The organism is Klebsiella sp. GB_Kp056 (assembly GCF_040064755.1).
GTDB lineage: Bacteria > Pseudomonadota > Gammaproteobacteria > Enterobacterales > Enterobacteriaceae > Klebsiella > Klebsiella quasipneumoniae.
The window spans coordinates 36254-54386 of sequence record NZ_JBEAJA010000038.1 but is presented as its reverse complement, the minus strand read 5'-3'; the positions used below and the strand labels follow the sequence as shown (position 1 = coordinate 54386).

Here is an 18133-nt window from a genome sequence, read left to right as displayed (position 1 = left end):
TAATACTCAATTCTGAGCAATGCGCTGTAAGTTGTGCAAAAAATGCGGGAAGGAGCCGATATGACGGCTGGCCGCCGAGGCGAACCAGCCGCGAAAAAGAGGCATGGTCAGGAAGGGGTTAGCGCTTGCTTAGCGCCTCCCAGAGACCTTTGAGGTAGGTCACCCCGAGTGCGCGATCGTATAAACCATAGCCCGGGCGTCCGGTCTCTCCCCAGATAAAGCGGCCATGATCCGGGCGTATATAGCCGTCGAAGCCGTTGTCGTGCAACGCTTGCATCACCTTGTACATATCCAGGGAGCCGTATTCTGACGGATGGGCGCACTCGTAAAAGTCTTTATCCTGCATCAGTTTAATATTGCGGACGTGGGCAAAATGGATCCGCTTGCGGCGGGTAAACTCAGCCAGAATAGCGTATACGTCGTTATCCGGATCTTCGGCAATCGAGCCGGTGCAGAGGGTGATGCCGTTGGCGGGTGAATCGACAGCCCGGCAGATCCAGTCCAGATCGTCGCGGTTTTTGACCACCCGCGGCAGGCCAAATATCGAGTACGGCGGATCGTCAGGGTGGATCGCCATTTTCACGCCCACCTCTTCGCAAACCGGGATCACCGCCTGCAGAAAATAGACCAGGTTCTCCCGCAGCTTATGGTCATCCACCGCGCTATATTTGGCAAACAGGGTCTGCACTTCCGCCAGCCGTTCCGGCTCCCAGCCCGGCAACGCGAAGCCGTTTGAATTCTCAAGCACCTCCTTCACCACGTCTTCCAGCCGCTTATCGATATCTTTCTTCTCAAAAGCCATCGTCAACGAGCCATCCGGCAGGACGTAGTTCATATCCGTCTTCATCCAGTCGAACACCGGCATGAAGTTATAGCAGATGACTTTGACGCCGAAGCGGGCAAGGTGGCGAATGGTCTGCTGATAGTTGGCAATATAGCGGTCACGAGAAGGGAGGCCGATTTTGATATCGTCATGGATGTTGACGCTCTCTATTACCTCCATTTTCAGGCCTGCGGCATGGGCCTGGCTGACCAGACGCTCAATTTTATCCTTCGGCCATACCTCGCCCACCGCGACGTCATAGAGCGCGCCGACCACCCCCTCCACGCCGGGGACCTGGCGTATATGCTCTAATGAAACCTTATCTTCCTCTGGTCCAAACCAGCGCATTGTCATCTGCATCGTCATCACCTGCTCAACATAGTTTAATTTCACCCTACTACCATACCAGTAATCATAATTGATTGAGCCTTAACTGTCGTGATGGCGATCACATTCCTGCTGACCGGCTCGCCGGTGAGGTCGCTTTCGCTACATTCATAATTTTTCTCAATTTATTTCAATAGATTAATCATTGCCGGGCTTTTTCTGACGACCTTCGCCAAATGTGATCCAGAGCTAGTTATGATCAATTGCATACTTGTATGGTAATAAAAGTCACGATATTTGTTCAGAAAACAGACAAGGGAAGGAACAGAAATGAGAAGCGTCGTTGTCAAAGAGCCAGGCCAACTGAACATCGAATCACGTCCGGTTCCCGCTCCGGGCGCCCACGAAGTCCGGGTGAAAATCGCCTTTGCCGGGATCTGCGGTTCCGATGTGCATATCTATCAGGGCCATAACCCCTTCGCGAAATATCCCCGCGTGATCGGCCATGAATTCTTCGGCATCATCGATGCCGTCGGCGAACAGGTCTCTCCGGCACGCATCGGCGAGCGCGTCGCGGTCGACCCTGTCGTCAGCTGCGGCCAGTGTTATCCCTGCTCGGTGGGGCGGCCGAATGTCTGTGCGCAGCTCCAGGTCATCGGGGTTCACCGCGACGGCGGATTCAGCGACTACGCCTGCGTGCCGGCGAAAAACGCCTGGCGCATTCCGGAAGCCATCAGCGATCGTCAGGCGACGATGGTTGAGCCTTTTACCATTGCGGCAAACATTACCGCCCAGCTGCAGCCCACGGCGCAGGATATCGCCCTGATCTACGGCGCAGGTCCGATGGGTCTGACGGTGATCCAGGCGCTGAAGGGGGTGTATGGCGTTAAGCAGGTGATCGTCGTGGACCGCATTGCCGAACGTCTGCAGATGGCGCGGGACAATGGCGCCGATCTGACGCTGGATAACACTCACCAGCCGCTGGCGGAACAGCTGGCGCAGCGGCAGATAGCCCCCACGCTGATCATCGATGCCGCCTGCCACCCGGCGATCCTTCAGGAGGCCATTCTCCTCGCCTCTCCCGCCGCACGCATCGGCATACTCGGCTTCTCCGGCGAGGCGTCCACCCTCACCCAGCAAAGCATCACCAGTAAAGAGATCTCCATTTTCTCCTCCCGGCTGAACAGCGGACGTTTTCCGCTGGTCATCGACTGGATGGAGAAAGGCCTTATCCAGCCTGAGGCGTTAATCACCCACTGCATGCCGCTGGAGCAGGTAAAAGAGGCTATGGAGATTTTTGCCAACGATCGGAAAACCTGCTGCAAGGTATTACTGCAGCTGGGGTAAATACTAAATAACGGGCGACGTGAATATTGATATCCGTCGCCCCAGAGCTCAATAACATACTCATCACGGTGTCATCATGGGAAAAAATATCCGCTGGATTATCGTCCTGTTATTATTTTTAGTATATATGATTAATTATCTGGACCGGGTGGCGTTATCCATTACGGTACCGATGATTGAAAAGGATCTGGCGCTAAACGCCGAACAGTTTGGTATTATTTTCGGCAGTTTTTTCTTCGGCTACGCGGTATTTAATTTTATTGGCGGTCTGGCCGTGGATAAGTTTGGCGCAACGCTGGTCCTGGGGCTGGCGGTGGGGATGTGGTCGCTATTTTGCGGCTTAACCGCCTTTGCCACCGGCTTTTATTCCATGCTGATGCTGCGCGTTCTCTTCGGGATGGCTGAAGGCCCGATTTGCGCGTCGGCGAACAAGATGATCAACGGCTGGTTTCCTAAGAAGCAAGCGGCTACCGCCGTAGGGCTGCTCAGCGCCGGCTCTCCGCTGGGCGGCGCGGTTGCCGGCCCCATCGTCGGTTATCTGGCCCTCGCATTCGGCTGGCGCCCGGCGTTTATGATTATTTTCGCCATCGGTATTGTGTGGATGGTCGTGTGGTTTTTTATTGCCGCCAACTCGCCTGACAAACATAAGCATGTCAGTCAGGAAGAGCTCATGCTCATTAATAAAATGAAGCAAGAGGAGGACGCCCTGGAAACCGTAGAAAATCAAACCGCTCACTCACTGGGTTATTATCTCAAGCAGCCTATTATTCTGGTAACGGCCTTTGCATTCTTCTGCTACAACTATATTTTGTTTTTCTTCCTCAGCTGGTTCCCGTCCTATCTGGTTCAGCAGCACCATCTGGATATTAAACAGATGAGCCTCACCACCATGATCCCATGGATAGTCGGCTTTGTCGGCCTGGCGCTGGGGGGCTATATTTCCGATAAAATTTTTAAACTCACCGGACGCCTGCTGCTGTCGCGCAAAATTGTGCTGGTGGTATGTCTGCTGATGGCCGCCATCTGTGTGGGGCTTGCCGGTACCGTCAGCAGCGTCGTTCCTGCCGTTCTGCTGATGTCGGTCTCCATCTTTTTCCTCTATGTCACCGGAGCGATCTACTGGGCGATTATCCAGGACGTGGTGCATAAATCCCGCGTCGGCGGCACCAGCGGCTTTATCCACCTTATCGGCAGCGTCTCCGGCATCGTGGGGCCGATTGTCACCGGCTATATCGTGCAGTCTACCGGTAAATTCGACAGCGCCTTTGTCCTCGCCGGCACTATCGCCGCGCTCGGCGCCCTGCTGGTACTGTTCGTGATCAAAACGCCACGCGTGACAATGAAAGCCAGTCAGGCATAGTCGACAGCAATACCATGCCCGGCGCAGTCATCACGCCGGGCATCCTCTGAGACTATTTCACCGCCTGGGGCGCGACCCAGCTGCGGCCCAGCGCCGAACCCTGAGCGCCTTGCTCATTCAGATAGCGATCCAGTTCAACCATTCCGGTCCAGCGATTTTCGCACCACAGCGGCGCGAGCAGCGTGGGCCGACGGGCGCTGGCCGATATGCGATGGTAGATCACCTCCGGCGGGGTGTGGCGGATCATCTCCCCGGCGGTGACGGTATACGCCTCCAGTTCGATGCCATCGAGACGACCGGCCTGCCATGCTTTTGCCATAATGCTGCCTTTAACGATATGCAGCGGGTGCAGCTTGATGCCATCCACGCCGGTGGTCACGACCCGCTCCAGCGTCTCGAGGCCGTGCTCCTGGGTCTCCCCGGGCAGGCCGACAATGAGATGCGCGCAAACCTTCAGTCCGCGCTCACGCGCCAGACGCGCGGTACGCTGGTAACAGGCGAAATCATGCCCGCGGTTAATGCGGTGCAGGGTCTTATCATGCGCAGTCTGCAGCCCCAGCTCCAGCCATACCTCATACCCCTGCTGGTGGTATTCACTGAGCAGGTCGAGAACCGCCTCCGGCACGCAGTCCGGGCGGGTGCCGACGCAGAGGCCAACGATATTCGCCTCGCTGACGGCCTGGCGATACATCGAGCGGAGCACCTGCACTTCAGCAAAGGTGCTGGTATAGGCCTGAAAATAGGCCAGATAGCGCTTTGCCCGGTTAACGAGCTGCGCCTGATGGGCGAGCTGTTCGGCGATGGATCGATGCTGCTGGGCTTCATCCGCAAACGAGGCCACGTTACAGAAAGTGCAGCCGCCACGGCCCAGCGTACCGTCGCGGTTCGGGCAGCTAAAACCGCCGTGCAGCGTTAGCTTATGGACCTTTTCGCCATAGCGGCGCAGAAGATCCCCACCAAACATATTGACTAATTTCTGTAACTGCATAATCTGATAGACCGGCCTCAACAATGGGGGCCAAGCCTGCCACTTTTCGTCACCGACGGCGATGACCTGGATCAATCGTCAGCGCGGCGCCCCGCTTCATTGCATAAACAATCATGATTACTGCAATTTCATTCACCCACAGGGTAATGAGTTTTCCTTATATTTCATCATCGCGCAGCCCTAATCTACTTTATGGTAAAAAACAGTATTAATATCCACCACATAAATTTATAGCAGTCAAATATGCTAATAATGAAATATATTTCAGCGCAGATCGGTAATGCAAAGCCGCGCGCACAGTGAGACAGATCACACTAGTCTTACCCTCTGCGGACGTATCCAAAGCATAAAAAATGGCATTATTTATTTTAAAAACAAAAAGTTAACGCCTGTATAGCACATTTTTGTATTAATAAGATTGCCATTTGACGTAAGTGTGGATTCCCGATAAGTTGGGAATCCGCTGGAAGCTTTCTGGATGAGCACTCTGCTCATCATATTTATGCAGTAATTGAGATTCCCTCTTAACAGCAAGTCCTCAAACTTGTGTACCGATGCAAAAAGGATTTAAAGAGGGCGAATGCGAGGTGCAAACCCCGTCGCCATGCTCTTTCTGTGCCTGTGCGCAATCGGTATCGGAGGGGGTCCGTAGAGCCTGGGGAGGTTCACTGATATGTTGTACGACAAATCCCTTGAGAGGGATAACTGTGGTTTCGGCCTGATCGCCCACATAGAAGGCGAACCTAGCCACAAGGTAGTGCGAACCGCGATACACGCACTGGCCCGCATGCAGCACCGTGGCGCAATCCTTGCCGATGGTAAAACCGGCGACGGTTGCGGTCTGCTGCTGCAAAAACCCGATCGTTTCTTCCGCATCGTTGCCGAAGAGCGCGGCTGGCGTTTAGCCAAAAACTACGCCGTTGGGATGCTGTTCCTGAATAAAGATCCTGAACTGGCGAAAGCGGCACGCCGCATCGTTGAAGAAGAACTTCAGCTTGAGACCCTGTCGATTGTTGGCTGGCGCGATGTGCCGACCAACGAAGGCGTGCTCGGTGAAATCGCCCTCTCCTCGCTGCCCCGTATTGAGCAAATCTTTGTTAACGCCCCGGCTGGCTGGCGCCCGCGCGATATGGAGCGTCGTCTGTTTATTGCGCGTCGTCGCATTGAAAAACGCCTGCAGGAAGACAAAGATTTCTACGTTTGTAGCTTGTCCAACCTGGTCAACATCTATAAAGGTCTGTGTATGCCGGCGGATTTGCCGCGCTTCTACCTGGACCTCGCGGACCTGCGCCTGGAGTCGGCTATCTGCCTGTTCCACCAGCGCTTCTCCACCAACACCGTACCACGCTGGCCGCTGGCGCAGCCGTTCCGCTACCTGGCGCACAACGGTGAAATCAACACCATCACCGGCAACCGCCAGTGGGCTCGCGCCCGTACCTATAAGTTCCAGACCCCGCTGATCCCGGACCTGCACGACGCCGCGCCGTTCGTTAACGAAACCGGCTCCGACTCCAGTTCAATGGACAACATGCTGGAGCTGCTGCTGGCCGGCGGGATGGACATCGTGCGCGCCATGCGTCTGCTGGTGCCGCCAGCCTGGCAGAACAACCCGGATATGGATCCGGAGCTGCGTTCGTTCTTCGACTTTAACTCCATGCATATGGAGCCATGGGACGGCCCGGCGGGTATCGTCATGTCCGATGGTCGCTACGCGGCCTGTAACCTCGACCGTAATGGCCTGCGCCCGGCGCGCTACGTCATTACCAAAGATAAGCTCATCACCTGCGCCTCTGAAGTCGGCATCTGGGACTACCAGCCGGACGAAGTGGTTGAGAAAGGCCGCGTGGGTCCGGGCGAGCTGATGGTTATCGATACCCGTGCCGGACGCATTCTGCACTCAGCGGAAACCGATGACGATCTGAAGAGCCGCCATCCGTATAAAGAGTGGATGGAGAAAAACGTTCGTCGCCTGGTGCCATTTGAAGATCTGCCGGACGAAGAGGTTGGCAGCCGCCAGCTGGACGACGATCTGCTGGCCAGCTACCAGAAACAGTTTAACTACAGCGCGGAAGAGCTGGACTCGGTGCTGCGCGTGCTCGGCGAAAATGGCCAGGAAGCGGTCGGCTCAATGGGCGATGACACGCCTTTCGCCGTCCTTTCCAGCCAGCCGCGCATTATCTACGATTATTTCCGTCAGCAGTTCGCCCAAGTGACGAACCCGCCTATCGATCCGCTGCGTGAAGCGCACGTCATGTCGCTGGCCACCAGCATCGGGCGCGAAATGAACGTCTTCTGCGAAGCGGAAGGCCAGGCGCATCGTCTGAGCTTCAAATCGCCGATCCTGCTGTACTCCGATTTCAAACAGCTGACGACGATGGAAGAAGAGCACTATCGTGCCGACGTCCTCGACATCACCTTCAACCCGGCAGAGGCTTCCCTCAGCGAGACGGTGAAGGCCCTGTGCGACAAAGCGGAGCAAATGGTACGCGATGGTACCGTGCTGCTGGTTCTTTCTGACCGCAACATCGCCAAAGACCGCCTGCCGGTGCCGGCGCCGATGGCCGTTGGCGCGATCCAGACCCGTCTGGTCGATAAAAGTCTGCGCTGCGATGCCAACATCATCGTTGAAACCGCCAGCGCCCGCGATCCGCATCACTTCGCCGTACTGCTGGGCTTCGGCGCGACAGCTATCTATCCGTACCTCGCCTATGAAACGCTGGCGAAGCTGGTCGACAGCAAAGCTATCGATAAACCGTACCGTGCGGTGATGCTGAACTATCGCAACGGTATCAATAAAGGTCTGTATAAGATCATGTCCAAGATGGGGATCTCGACCATCGCCTCCTACCGCTGCTCGAAGCTGTTCGAAGCGGTCGGTCTGCATCGCGATGTCTCCGATCTCTGCTTCCAGGGCGTGGTCAGTCGCATCGGCGGCGCCGGCTTCGACGATTTCCAGCAGGACCTGCTGAATCTGTCGAAACGCGCCTGGCTGGCGCGCAAGCCGCTGGCTCAGGGCGGTCTGCTGAAGTACGTTCACGGCGGCGAATATCACGCCTACAACCCGGACGTGGTGCGTACCCTGCAGCAGGCTGTGCAGAGCGGCGAGTACAGCGATTATCAACAATACGCGAAGCTGGTTAACGAACGTCCGGCGGCCACGCTGCGCGATCTGCTGGCGCTCAACCCGGGCGAAGACGCCATCAGCATCGACGACGTGGAGCCGGCGAAGGAGCTGTTCAAACGCTTCGATACCGCAGCGATGTCGATCGGCGCCCTGAGTCCGGAAGCGCACGAATCGCTGGCGGAAGCGATGAACAGCATCGGCGGCTTCTCTAACTCCGGTGAAGGCGGTGAAGACCCGGCGCGCTACGGCACCAATAAAGTGTCGCGCATCAAGCAGGTGGCGTCCGGCCGCTTCGGCGTCACCCCAGCCTATCTGGTCAATGCCGACGTTATCCAGATCAAAGTCGCCCAGGGCGCGAAGCCGGGTGAAGGCGGCCAGCTGCCGGGTGATAAAGTCACTCCGTACATCGCCAAACTGCGCTATTCGGTACCGGGCGTGACGCTGATCTCCCCGCCGCCGCACCACGATATCTACTCTATCGAGGATTTGGCGCAGCTGATTTTCGACCTCAAGCAGGTCAACCCGAAAGCGATGATTTCGGTCAAACTGGTTTCTGAACCGGGCGTGGGCACCATCGCCACCGGCGTAGCCAAAGCTTATGCCGACCTGATCACCATCGCCGGCTACGACGGCGGCACCGGGGCGAGCCCGCTCTCTTCCGTGAAATATGCCGGCTGTCCGTGGGAGCTTGGTCTGGTGGAAACCCAGCAGGCGCTGGTCGCTAACGGCCTGCGTCATAAGATCCGTCTGCAGGTGGATGGCGGCCTGAAAACCGGCCTCGATATCATCAAAGCGGCGATCCTCGGCGCGGAAAGCTTCGGTTTCGGTACCGGCCCGATGGTGGCGCTGGGCTGTAAATACCTGCGTATTTGCCACCTGAACAACTGCGCGACCGGCGTGGCGACCCAGGATGACAAACTGCGTAAGAACCACTATCACGGTCTGCCGTTCAAAGTGACCAACTACTTTGAATTTATCGCCCGTGAAACCCGCGAGCTGATGGCCCAGCTGGGCGTCAAGCGCCTGGTGGATCTGATTGGCCGCACCGATCTGCTCAAAGAGCTGGATGGGTTCACCGCCAAGCAGCAGAAACTGGATCTGGGTAAACTGCTGGAGACCGCAGAGCCGCATCCTGGCAAAGCGCTGTACTGCACCGAAAATAACCCGCCGTTCGATAACGGCGTGCTCAACGCCCAGCTGCTGCAGCAGGCGAAACCGTACGTGGATGAAAAGCAGAGCAAAACGTTCTGGTTCGATATCCGCAATACCGACCGCTCCGTGGGAGCCTCGCTGTCCGGGTATATCGCCCAGACCCATGGCGACCAGGGACTGGCGGGCGACCCGATCGTCGCTCACTTTAGCGGCACCGCGGGCCAGAGCTTCGGCGTGTGGAACGCCGGCGGCGTGGAACTGCATCTGACGGGCGACGCCAACGACTATGTCGGCAAAGGCATGGCGGGCGGTCTGCTGGCCATTCGTCCGCCGGTGGGCTCCGCTTTCCGCAGCCACGAAGCCAGCATTATCGGCAACACCTGCCTGTACGGCGCGACCGGTGGTCGTCTGTACGCCGCAGGCCGCGCAGGTGAGCGTTTCGCGGTGCGTAACTCCGGCGCCATCACCGTGGTGGAAGGCATCGGCGACAACGGCTGTGAATACATGACCGGCGGTATCGTCTGCGTGCTCGGTAAAACCGGCGTCAACTTTGGCGCAGGGATGACCGGCGGCTTTGCCTATGTCCTGGATGAAGATGGCGACTTCCGTAAACGCGTGAACCCGGAGCTGGTGGAAGTGCTGGACGTTGACTCTCTGGCCATCCATGAAGAGCACCTGCGCGGTTTAATCACCGAGCACGTGCAGCTTACCGGTTCGCAACGCGGCGAAGAGATCCTCGCCAACTGGCCGGCCTTCTCCGCGAAGTTTGCGCTGGTTAAACCGAAGTCCAGCGATGTTAAAGCACTGTTGGGTCACCGTAGTCGTTCCGCAGCTGAGCTGCGGGTGCAGGCGCAGTAAGGGGTTAAGATGAGTCAGAACGTTTATCAATTTATCGACCTGCAGCGCGTTGATCCGCCAAAGAAACCGCTGAAGATCCGTAAAATTGAATTTGTGGAAATTTACGAGCCGTTTTCAGAAGGCCAGGCCAAGGCGCAGGCGGATCGCTGCCTCTCCTGCGGCAACCCGTACTGCGAGTGGAAGTGCCCGGTGCATAACTACATCCCGAACTGGCTGAAGCTGGCCAACGAGGGGCGTATTTTTGAGGCGGCTGAGCTGTCGCACCAGACCAACACCCTGCCGGAAGTCTGCGGGCGCGTCTGCCCGCAGGACCGCCTGTGTGAAGGCTCCTGTACGCTGAACGATGAGTTCGGCGCGGTGACCATCGGCAACATCGAACGCTATATCAATGATAAGGCATTCGAGATGGGCTGGCGTCCGGATCTCTCCGGTGTGAAACCGACCGGTAAAACCGTCGCGATCATCGGCGCTGGCCCGGCGGGCCTCGCCTGTGCCGACGTGTTGACCCGCAACGGCGTCAAGGCGGTGGTGTTTGACCGCCATCCGGAAATCGGCGGCCTGCTGACCTTCGGTATCCCGGCGTTCAAGCTGGAAAAAGAGGTGATGACCCGCCGCCGGGAGATCTTCACCGGCATGGGCATTGAGTTCAAACTCAATACCGAAGTGGGCCGCGACGTGCAGCTCGACGACCTGCTGAAAGAGTACGATGCCGTGTTCCTCGGCGTCGGCACCTATCAGTCGATGCGCGGCGGGCTGGACAATGAAGACGCCCCGGGCGTCTACGACGCGCTGCCGTTCCTGATCGCCAACACCAAGCAGATCATGGGCTTTGGCGAAACCGCCGATGAGCCCTACGTCAGCATGGAAGGCAAACGCGTGGTCGTTCTCGGCGGTGGCGATACCGCGATGGACTGCGTACGTACCTCCGTCCGTCAGAATGCGGCGCACGTGATCTGCGCCTATCGTCGTGACGAAGAGAACATGCCGGGTTCAAAACGCGAAGTGAAAAACGCGCGTGAGGAAGGCGTTGAGTTCCAGTTCAACGTCCAGCCGCTGGGCGTGGAAGTGAATGCCAACGGCAAAGTGTGCGGCGTGAAGATGGCGCGCACCGAGATGGGCCAGCCGGATGCGAAAGGCCGCCGTCGCGCGGAGATCGTCGCCGGCTCTGAGCACGTGGTGCCGGCAGACGCCGTCGTCATGGCGTTTGGCTTCCGTCCCCACAGCATGGAGTGGCTGGCGAAGCACAGCGTCGAGCTGGACTCCCAGGGCCGCATCATTGCGCCGGAAGGCAGCGAGAACGCCTTCCAGACCAGCAACCCGAAAATCTTCGCCGGTGGCGATATCGTTCGCGGTTCCGACCTGGTGGTCACCGCGATTGCGGAAGGACGTAAAGCGGCTGACGGGATCCTCAACTACCTTGAAGTCTGATTAGGCCCGGAGTCTCAGCGCATAAAAGCCCGATGGTTAACGACATCGGGCTTTTTTATTGCCCATTCGCCGGGCAAACCGCCGCTTTCAGCGCCGTATTATACCAGCCGCAGATATGTTCTAAGCGGGTGATCGCCGAGCCGACGGTCACCGCCCACGCGCCGCAGCGCATTGCCTCAGCCGCCTGCGCAGGCGTATTGTAGCGTCCCTCAGCGACTACTCTGCAGCCCGCGGCGCTCAGGCTTTTCACCAGCGCCAGATCCGGCTCGGCCGGTGTCTCCTCTGCGGTATAGCCTGAGAGGGTGGTGCCAACCATATCGAAGCCCAATTGCCAGCATTCAAGGGCATCGTCGAGAGAGGAACAATCTGCCATCGCATTTTTCCCCTGGCGGTGAATTGCCGCCAACAACGATGCGACAGAGGCCGGACGCTGACGCCGCGTGCCGTCAACCGCAATGATATCGGCCCCTGCCTGCGCCAGGGCACTCACATCCTCAAGCCACGGCGTAATACGCACCGGGCTATCATGCAGATCGCGCTTAATCAGCGCGATAACAGGCACCGTCACTAACGGACGAACGGCCTGCAGGTTGGCCAGACCTTCTATGCGCAGCGCCACCGCCCCCGCCTGCTCCGCCGCCAGCCCCATCGCCGCGACGATGGCGGGGTTATCCAGCGGGCTGCCCGGCACCGGCTGGCAGGAGACAATTAATCCGCCATGGTGACGGATACGCTGGTCCAGTTGTGCGAGTAAAGACATGTCGGCTCCCTGAAAGCTACCTGTGGCGATGACAGTACCAGCCATGGGGCGCCTCGTTTGTGGCAGAGTTAACAAAGCGGACAGACAAAAAAACAGGCCCCGCAGGGCCTGTCAGAGAAGGGATTTACTTCACCACGCGCAGCGCCGGGCGACCGCCGCGTGGCGGCGGCGTGTCGTCAGGATCGTCGTCGTGATTATCGGGCTTATCGCCATCAATCACCGACATCACCGTTTCGCTTTCACTCTCAGGCGCGACGTCATCATCGTTGAGGCTGCTGACGTCTTCGTCATAGGCCGCTTCCGGTTCAAACATCGTGCCGGCGCCGTTCTCACGGGCATAGATGGCGAGTACCGCAGCCAGCGGGACAGATACGTTGCGCGGCACGCCGCCAAAGCGCGCGTTGAAGCGCACTTCGTCGTTCGCCAGCTCAAGATTACCTACCGCACGCGGGGCAATATTGAGAACGATTTGCCCGTCGCGCGCATACTCCATCGGCACGAGCACGCCAGGCAGCGTGACATCCACCACCAGATGCGGCGTCAGCTGGTTATCCAGCAGCCAGTCATAAAACGCCCGCAGCAGATACGGGCGACGCGGCGTCAGCTGTGATACATCCATTATTTAGCCCCGACCGAGGCGCATTTCACGCTCGGCTTCAGTTAAAGAGGCGAGGAAGGAATCACGCTCAAATACGCGAGTCATATAGCCTTTGAGCTCTTTCGCGCCTGCGCCAACCAGCTCCACACCGAGAACCGGCAGACGCCACAGCAGCGGCGCCAGGTAGCAATCCACCAGGCTGAACTCATCGCTCAGGAAGTAAGGTTTCTGGGTGAACACCGGCGCGATGGCCAGCAGTTCTTCACGCAGTTGCTTACGCGCAGCATCAGCTTGCGCTGCGGTACCGCTCTGGATGGTGTTCATCAGCGAATACCAGTCCTTCTCGATACGTTGCATATACAGACGGCTTTCGCCACGCGCCACCGGATAAACCGGCATTAACGGCGGGTGCGGGAAACGCTCATCCAGGTATTCCATAATGATGCGGGATTCCCACAGAGTGAGCTCACGATCCACCAGCGTCGGTACGCTTTGATTCGGGTTGAGGTCAATCAGATCCTGAGGCGGGTTGTCCTTCTCCACGTGCTCTATCTCAAAACTGACACCCTTCTCGGCCAGCACAATGCGGACCTGATGGCTATAGATGTCAGTAGGACCAGAAAACAGCGTCATTACCGAACGTTTGTTGGCAGCGACAGCCATGAAAACCTCCAGGTATATTCAGAATTTTGTACTGCTGCCAGCCACTCATGGCCGGCCAGATGTAAAAACCCCAGTAGCGCGATGTCACCTTCGTTCACGAATAAAACAAAAAATGAACAATCACCAGCATTTGGGCAGAAAATTGGATGATAGTTTACCAGATTTTGAAGACGTTGTGGTGAGGGGATTCTGGAAATGCTGAAAAAGTGGCAAGAACCGGCGGTAAGCTTGTGGATAACAGCCGTTTTATCCATAAAAAAACCCGCCGGAGCGGGTTTTTTCGCAAATTGTTCTGCGTGAGCAGAAAACAATTAACGTTTGGAGAACTGCGGACGACGACGTGCTTTACGCAGACCGACTTTCTTACGTTCAACCTGACGAGCGTCACGAGTGACGAAGCCAGCTTTACGCAGTTCAGAACGCAGGGACTCGTCGTACTCCATCAGAGCGCGGGTGATACCGTGACGGATCGCACCAGCCTGACCAGAGATACCACCACCTTTAACAGTGATGTACAGATCCAGTTTCTCAACCATGTCGACCAGTTCCAGCGGCTGACGAACTACCATGCGGGCAGTTTCACGACCGAAGTACTGTTCCAGAGAACGCTGGTTGATAACGATTTTGCCGTTGCCCGGTTTGATGAAAACGCGAGCTGCGGAACTTTTGCGGCGACCAGTGCCGTAGTATTGATTTTCAGCCATTGCCTATAATCCCGATTAGATGTCAAGAACTTGCGGTTGCTGTGCCGCGTGGTTGTGCTCGTTACCCGCGTAAACTTTCAGTTTACGGTACATAGCACGACCCAGCGGGCCTTTTGGCAGCATGCCTTTAACCGCGATTTCAATCACACGCTCAGGACGGCGGGCAATCATCTCTTCAAAGGTCGCTTCTTTGATACCACCGATGTGGCCGGTGTGGTGGTAGTACATTTTGTCTTCGCGCTTGTTGCCGGTAACAGCAACTTTTTCTGCGTTCAGAACGATGATGTAATCACCGGTATCAACGTGCGGAGTGTATTCCGCTTTGTGCTTACCGCGCAGGCGACGAGCCAGTTCAGTAGCCAGACGGCCCAGAGTTTTACCGGTCGCGTCAACAACATACCAGTCGCGTTTTACGGTTTCTGGTTTAGCTGTAAAAGTTTTCATTAAAAGCTTACCCAAATAATAAGTTACACGTTGGTGAACACCCAAACGTTTAGTCAGTTGAGGTTCACACGACATTGTCCAGCAAACCTACCCCTTCGAATAGCCTATGCCGGCACATAGAAAGTTTCGGGAAAAAAACCTTCTCGTAACGTGGGGTCGCAAGATTATAGAGAAGTCGGGGTCAAAGATCGACCCCTTTATGAGATTTTTCAGGCAGCTCCCGGGGCGGCCCTGCGGCCCTGAATTCACCGGGAAAAAGTATCCTGTCAGGGCATATGCGGGCGCTTGAGGTACTCTTCGCTCTGCATCTCCTGCAGACGCGACAGACAGCGCTGAAACTCAAACTTCAGCCGCTCTCCCTGATAAATGTCGTACAGCGGCACCGCCGCGCTGACCACCAGCTTCACGTGGCGCTCATAGAACTCATCCACCAGGGCGATAAAGCGCCGGGCTTCGCTCTCCAGCTGCGCGGTCATCACCGGCACATCGAACAGCATCACGGTGTGGAACAGGCGGGAGAGCGCGATATAGTCATGCTGGCTACGGGCATCCACGCACAGCGTGGCGAACGACGCCGCCAGCGTCTGGTTTTCCACGCCGAGGGTCGGCAGCTCGCGATGGTTGATCTCCAGCGTCGGCCCGGCAGCGCGCGGCGCGCCGGCCAGCGCCAGCCACAGTTTATCCATCTGTTCGCGGGTGTCGTTATTCAGCGGCGACAGCCACAGGTGCGCCTGGGTCAGGGTACGCAAGCGATAATCGATGCCGGCATCGACGTTCATAATATCGCAATGCTGCTTGATGGCGTCGATAGCGGGCAGAAAACGGGCGCGCTGCAGGCCATTGCGATAGAGCTCATCCGGCGGAATATTGGAGGTCGCCACCAGCGTGATGCCGCGGGCGAACAGGGCCTTCATCAGCCCGCCCAACAGCATGGCGTCGGTTATATCGGAGACAAAAAACTCGTCGAAACAGAGCACGTCGGTTTCCGCTTTAAAGCGGTCGGCGACAATGTCCAGCGGGTCGCTATGGCCCTGCAGGGTGGTCAGCTCTTCGTGCACCCGCAGCATAAAGCGATGGAAATGCAGGCGCTGCTTACGCTCGCCCGGCAGGCTCTGGTAAAACAGGTCCATCAGCCAGGTTTTCCCCCGCCCCACGCCGCCCCACATATACAGGCCGCGGACGGGCGCCGCCTCGGCTGCTGGTTCGCGCTTACCCAGCAGTTTGCCGAATTTCGCGCGCAAACCGCCGCCTGACGCGACGGGCGCGGGCTGAGTCTGCAGTTCCTGGTAAATGGTATCGAGGCGGCTCACCGCTTCTTGCTGGACGTCGTCGGGTTGATGGCTGCCCTCTTTCAGGGCTGAAAGGTAACGCGATGTTGGAGACAGGCTTTGCATGATCTAATTGTTATTCCTTGAAAACCGTGATGTCGAAGCTCACGATTGACGAAAAAAAGGCCGTTCTACACTACGCGATGATACGCCAGGATTCCACTTCTGTGGAATTAGCGGTTATAGTGGCACTATCGGGCGCAGGCGGAGAGCCTAAGAGCCACCCTACGGAACCACAATACAACGGGAGATGTTCATGACCTGGGAATACGCGCTAATTGGGTTAGTCGTCGGTATCATCATTGGTGCCGTCGCCATGCGTTTCGGCAACCGCAAACTGCGCCAGCAGCAGGCGCTGCAGTTCGAACTGGAAAAGAATAAAGCCGAGCTTGAAGAGTACCGTGAAGAGCTGGTCAGCCATTTTGCGCGCAGCGCCGAGCTGCTGGATAACATGGCGCACGACTACCGTCAGCTGTATCAGCATATGGCGAAAAGCTCTAACAACCTGCTGCCGGATTCCATGGCAGACGCCAACCCGTTCCGCAACCGCCTGGAAGAGTCTGAAGCCAGCAACGATCAGGCGCCGGTCCAGATGCCGCGCGACTACTCCGAAGGCGCATCCGGATTACTGCGCGGTGGCGCAAAACGCGATTAAACAATCGCCTCTGATAAAATATTCTCCGGGCGCGCCCATCGCGCCCGCTCCTTCCCCCACTTCCCGGCTACAATTTAAACCAGTCCCCACATTGTTACCTGCGCAAAAATTCAATAACATCAGGTTATTCAGGACATTTTTCCATACACCTCAGGTTACGAGAGCCAGCATCTAATGAAGAAACAGACTTTGCTGTTGAGTGCGTTAGCGTTAAGCATTGGGTTATCGTTGTCGGTTCTGCCTCCGGCAGCAGCATCCTTACCGACTCAGGTGCCCGGCCAGGGCGCGTTACCAAGCCTGGCGCCGATGCTGGAAAAGGTCCTGCCGGCGGTAGTCAGCGTCCAGGTGGAAGGCACTGCCTCGCCGACGCTCAATATGCCGGAAGAGCTGAAGAAATATTTTGGCGATAACGCCCCGCAAGAACAGGCGCAGCCGTTCGAAGGGCTTGGCTCCGGCGTCATTATCGACGCAGCGAAAGGCTACGTGCTGACCAATAACCACGTCATCAATCAGGCGCAGAAGATCAGCGTCCAGCTGAACGATGGTCGTGAATTTGATGCCAAACTGGTCGGTAGCGATGAACAGAGCGACATTGCTCTGCTGCAGCTGATTAAGCCGTCAAACCTGACGCAAATCGCCATTGCTGACTCCGATAAACTCCGCGTCGGCGACTTCGCCGTCGCCGTCGGCAACCCGTTCGGCCTTGGTCAGACCGCCACCTCCGGCATTATCTCTGCCCTTGGCCGCAGCGGCCTGAACCTTGAAGGGCTGGAGAATTTCATCCAGACCGATGCCTCCATCAACCGCGGCAACTCCGGCGGCGCGCTGTTGAACCTCAACGGCGAGCTTATCGGGATCAACACCGCGATCCTGGCGCCGGGCGGCGGCAGCATCGGCATCGGCTTCGCCATCCCGAGCAACATGGCGAAAACCCTCGCCGACCAGCTCATTCAGTTTGGCGAAATCAAGCGCGGCCTGCTGGGCATTAAAGGCATGGAAATGAGCGCCGATATCGCCAAGGCGATGAACCTCAACGTTCAGCGCGGCGCCTTCGTCAGTGAAGTGCTGCCAAACTCCGGGTCCGCCAAAGCGGGGATCAAATCCGGCGACGTCATCGTTAGCCTGAACGGCAAGCCGCTGAATAGTTTTGCCGAACTGCGCTCGCGGATCGCCACCACCGAGCCGGGGACCAAAGTCAAACTGGGCCTGCTGCGCGAGGGAAAACCGGTCGATGTCGAAGTGACGCTGGATAAGAGCACCTCCTCCACCGCCAGCGCTGAGCTGATTATCCCGGCTCTGCAGGGTGCCTCGTTCAGCGACGGTCAGATGAAAGATGGCACCAAAGGGGTGGTGATCGATAATGTCGATAAAGGCAGCGCCGCCGCCCAGGTCGGCCTGCATAAGGATGACATTATCATTGGCCTTAACCGCGAGCGTATTCATTCGATTGCCGAATTACGCAAAGTGCTCGAAGGCAAACCGCCGGTCATCGCCCTGAACGTGATCCGCGGCAACGAAAGCATCTATCTGCTGCTGCGCTGATTGTCTCCCCGGACATCGCCGCCATGTGCGAT

General features: G+C 57.3%; 15 protein-coding genes. 6 read left to right on the top strand and 9 right to left on the bottom strand.

Features of this window, described 5'->3' with window-relative positions:
• Positions 1-118 precede the first annotated feature (118 nt).
• Positions 119-1183, bottom strand: coding sequence for a mannonate dehydratase (gene uxuA / locus ABLV52_RS05575; RefSeq protein ID WP_323110870.1), 1065 nt, complete (start codon positions 1181-1183; stop codon positions 119-121).
• A gap of 297 nt (positions 1184-1480) precedes the next feature.
• On the opposite strand from uxuA, the gene ABLV52_RS05570 reads away from it, so the two are divergent.
• Positions 1481-2497 carry a Zn-dependent oxidoreductase gene (locus ABLV52_RS05570; RefSeq protein WP_348890132.1) on the top strand — a complete coding sequence of 339 codons (1017 nt, stop codon included), beginning with the start codon at positions 1481-1483 and terminating at the stop codon, positions 2495-2497.
• A 76-nt stretch (positions 2498-2573) separates the two neighbouring features.
• On the top strand, positions 2574-3857 hold the full coding sequence (locus ABLV52_RS05565; RefSeq protein ID WP_023291136.1) for an MFS transporter: 1284 nt from the start codon (positions 2574-2576) through the stop codon (positions 3855-3857).
• 52 nt (positions 3858-3909) lie between these two features.
• On the opposite strand, the gene ABLV52_RS05560 is transcribed toward ABLV52_RS05565, so the two are convergent.
• Entirely contained in the window at positions 3910-4845 is a 936-nt protein-coding gene (locus tag ABLV52_RS05560) for a TIGR01212 family radical SAM protein (RefSeq protein ID WP_023291137.1), read from the bottom strand.
• 673 nt (positions 4846-5518) lie between these two features.
• On the opposite strand from ABLV52_RS05560, the gene gltB reads away from it, so the two are divergent.
• Together gltB and gltD are read left to right on the top strand one after the other, a co-directional pair.
• Positions 5519-9979 carry a glutamate synthase large subunit gene (gene gltB / locus ABLV52_RS05555; RefSeq protein ID WP_044524842.1) on the top strand — a complete coding sequence of 1487 codons (4461 nt, stop codon included), beginning with the start codon at positions 5519-5521 and terminating at the stop codon, positions 9977-9979.
• Between the two features lie 9 nt (positions 9980-9988).
• On the top strand, positions 9989-11407 hold the full coding sequence (gene gltD / locus ABLV52_RS05550; protein ID WP_032454181.1) for a glutamate synthase subunit GltD: 1419 nt from the start codon (positions 9989-9991) through the stop codon (positions 11405-11407).
• 55 nt (positions 11408-11462) lie between these two features.
• On the opposite strand, the gene ABLV52_RS05545 is transcribed toward gltD, so the two are convergent.
• The 7 genes from ABLV52_RS05545 to zapE all read right to left on the bottom strand — a co-directional run bounded on the left by ABLV52_RS05545 (position 11463) and on the right by zapE (position 15970).
• Positions 11463-12167: an N-acetylmannosamine-6-phosphate 2-epimerase gene (locus tag ABLV52_RS05545; RefSeq protein WP_348890130.1), complete on the bottom strand. Its 705-nt coding sequence runs from the start codon at positions 12165-12167 to the stop codon at positions 11463-11465.
• 124 nt (positions 12168-12291) lie between these two features.
• Positions 12292-12786 (bottom strand): ClpXP protease specificity-enhancing factor, encoded by a 495-nt coding sequence (gene sspB, locus ABLV52_RS05540; RefSeq protein WP_002918465.1) that lies wholly within the window; start codon positions 12784-12786, stop codon positions 12292-12294.
• A 3-nt stretch (positions 12787-12789) separates the two neighbouring features.
• Positions 12790-13428, bottom strand: a complete 639-nt coding sequence (sspA, locus tag ABLV52_RS05535; protein WP_002918467.1) for a stringent starvation protein SspA — start codon at positions 13426-13428, stop codon at positions 12790-12792.
• Positions 13398-13682, bottom strand: a complete 285-nt coding sequence (locus ABLV52_RS05530; RefSeq protein WP_136070768.1) for a hypothetical protein — start codon at positions 13680-13682, stop codon at positions 13398-13400. Before ABLV52_RS05530 ends, sspA begins: the two co-directional genes overlap by 31 nt.
• A 57-nt stretch (positions 13683-13739) precedes the next feature.
• Positions 13740-14132, bottom strand: a complete 393-nt coding sequence (gene rpsI / locus ABLV52_RS05525; protein WP_000829818.1) for a 30S ribosomal protein S9 — start codon at positions 14130-14132, stop codon at positions 13740-13742.
• A gap of 15 nt (positions 14133-14147) precedes the next feature.
• On the bottom strand, positions 14148-14576 hold the full coding sequence (gene rplM, locus ABLV52_RS05520; RefSeq protein WP_002918559.1) for a 50S ribosomal protein L13: 429 nt from the start codon (positions 14574-14576) through the stop codon (positions 14148-14150).
• A gap of 266 nt (positions 14577-14842) precedes the next feature.
• A complete protein-coding gene (zapE, locus tag ABLV52_RS05515; RefSeq protein WP_023291141.1) occupies positions 14843-15970 on the bottom strand; it encodes a cell division protein ZapE in 1128 nt (375 codons plus the stop codon).
• Positions 15971-16160: 190 nt separating this feature from the next.
• Between zapE and zapG the strand changes: the two genes are divergently transcribed.
• Together zapG and degQ are read left to right on the top strand one after the other, a co-directional pair.
• Positions 16161-16559 carry a Z-ring associated protein ZapG gene (gene zapG, locus ABLV52_RS05510; RefSeq protein WP_012540461.1) on the top strand — a complete coding sequence of 133 codons (399 nt, stop codon included), beginning with the start codon at positions 16161-16163 and terminating at the stop codon, positions 16557-16559.
• Positions 16560-16733: 174 nt separating this feature from the next.
• Complete coding sequence (degQ, locus tag ABLV52_RS05505; RefSeq protein WP_348890128.1) at positions 16734-18101, top strand: serine endoprotease DegQ; 1368 nt, start codon at positions 16734-16736, stop codon at positions 18099-18101.
• Positions 18102-18133: the final 32 nt, after the last annotated feature.

What these genes read in the sequence shown, in the direction of transcription:
- zapG (WP_012540461.1), top strand. Translation starts at nt 16,161, where the DNA reads ATGACCTGGGAATACGCGCTAATTGGGTTAGTCGTCGGTATCATCATT.
- rplM (WP_002918559.1), bottom strand. Translation starts at nt 14,576, where the DNA reads ATGAAAACTTTTACAGCTAAACCAGAAACCGTAAAACGCGACTGGTAT.
- degQ (WP_348890128.1), top strand. Translation starts at nt 16,734, where the DNA reads ATGAAGAAACAGACTTTGCTGTTGAGTGCGTTAGCGTTAAGCATTGGG.
- gltD (WP_032454181.1), top strand. Translation starts at nt 9,989, where the DNA reads ATGAGTCAGAACGTTTATCAATTTATCGACCTGCAGCGCGTTGATCCG.
- uxuA (WP_323110870.1), bottom strand. Translation starts at nt 1,183, where the DNA reads ATGCAGATGACAATGCGCTGGTTTGGACCAGAGGAAGATAAGGTTTCA.
- ABLV52_RS05545 (WP_348890130.1), bottom strand. Translation starts at nt 12,167, where the DNA reads ATGTCTTTACTCGCACAACTGGACCAGCGTATCCGTCACCATGGCGGA.
- gltB (WP_044524842.1), top strand. Translation starts at nt 5,519, where the DNA reads ATGTTGTACGACAAATCCCTTGAGAGGGATAACTGTGGTTTCGGCCTG.
- ABLV52_RS05565 (WP_023291136.1), top strand. Translation starts at nt 2,574, where the DNA reads ATGGGAAAAAATATCCGCTGGATTATCGTCCTGTTATTATTTTTAGTA.
- ABLV52_RS05570 (WP_348890132.1), top strand. Translation starts at nt 1,481, where the DNA reads ATGAGAAGCGTCGTTGTCAAAGAGCCAGGCCAACTGAACATCGAATCA.
- ABLV52_RS05560 (WP_023291137.1), bottom strand. Translation starts at nt 4,845, where the DNA reads ATGCAGTTACAGAAATTAGTCAATATGTTTGGTGGGGATCTTCTGCGC.
- sspB (WP_002918465.1), bottom strand. Translation starts at nt 12,786, where the DNA reads ATGGATGTATCACAGCTGACGCCGCGTCGCCCGTATCTGCTGCGGGCG.
- zapE (WP_023291141.1), bottom strand. Translation starts at nt 15,970, where the DNA reads ATGCAAAGCCTGTCTCCAACATCGCGTTACCTTTCAGCCCTGAAAGAG.
- sspA (WP_002918467.1), bottom strand. Translation starts at nt 13,428, where the DNA reads ATGGCTGTCGCTGCCAACAAACGTTCGGTAATGACGCTGTTTTCTGGT.
- ABLV52_RS05530 (WP_136070768.1), bottom strand. Translation starts at nt 13,682, where the DNA reads ATGGATAAAACGGCTGTTATCCACAAGCTTACCGCCGGTTCTTGCCAC.
- rpsI (WP_000829818.1), bottom strand. Translation starts at nt 14,132, where the DNA reads ATGGCTGAAAATCAATACTACGGCACTGGTCGCCGCAAAAGTTCCGCA.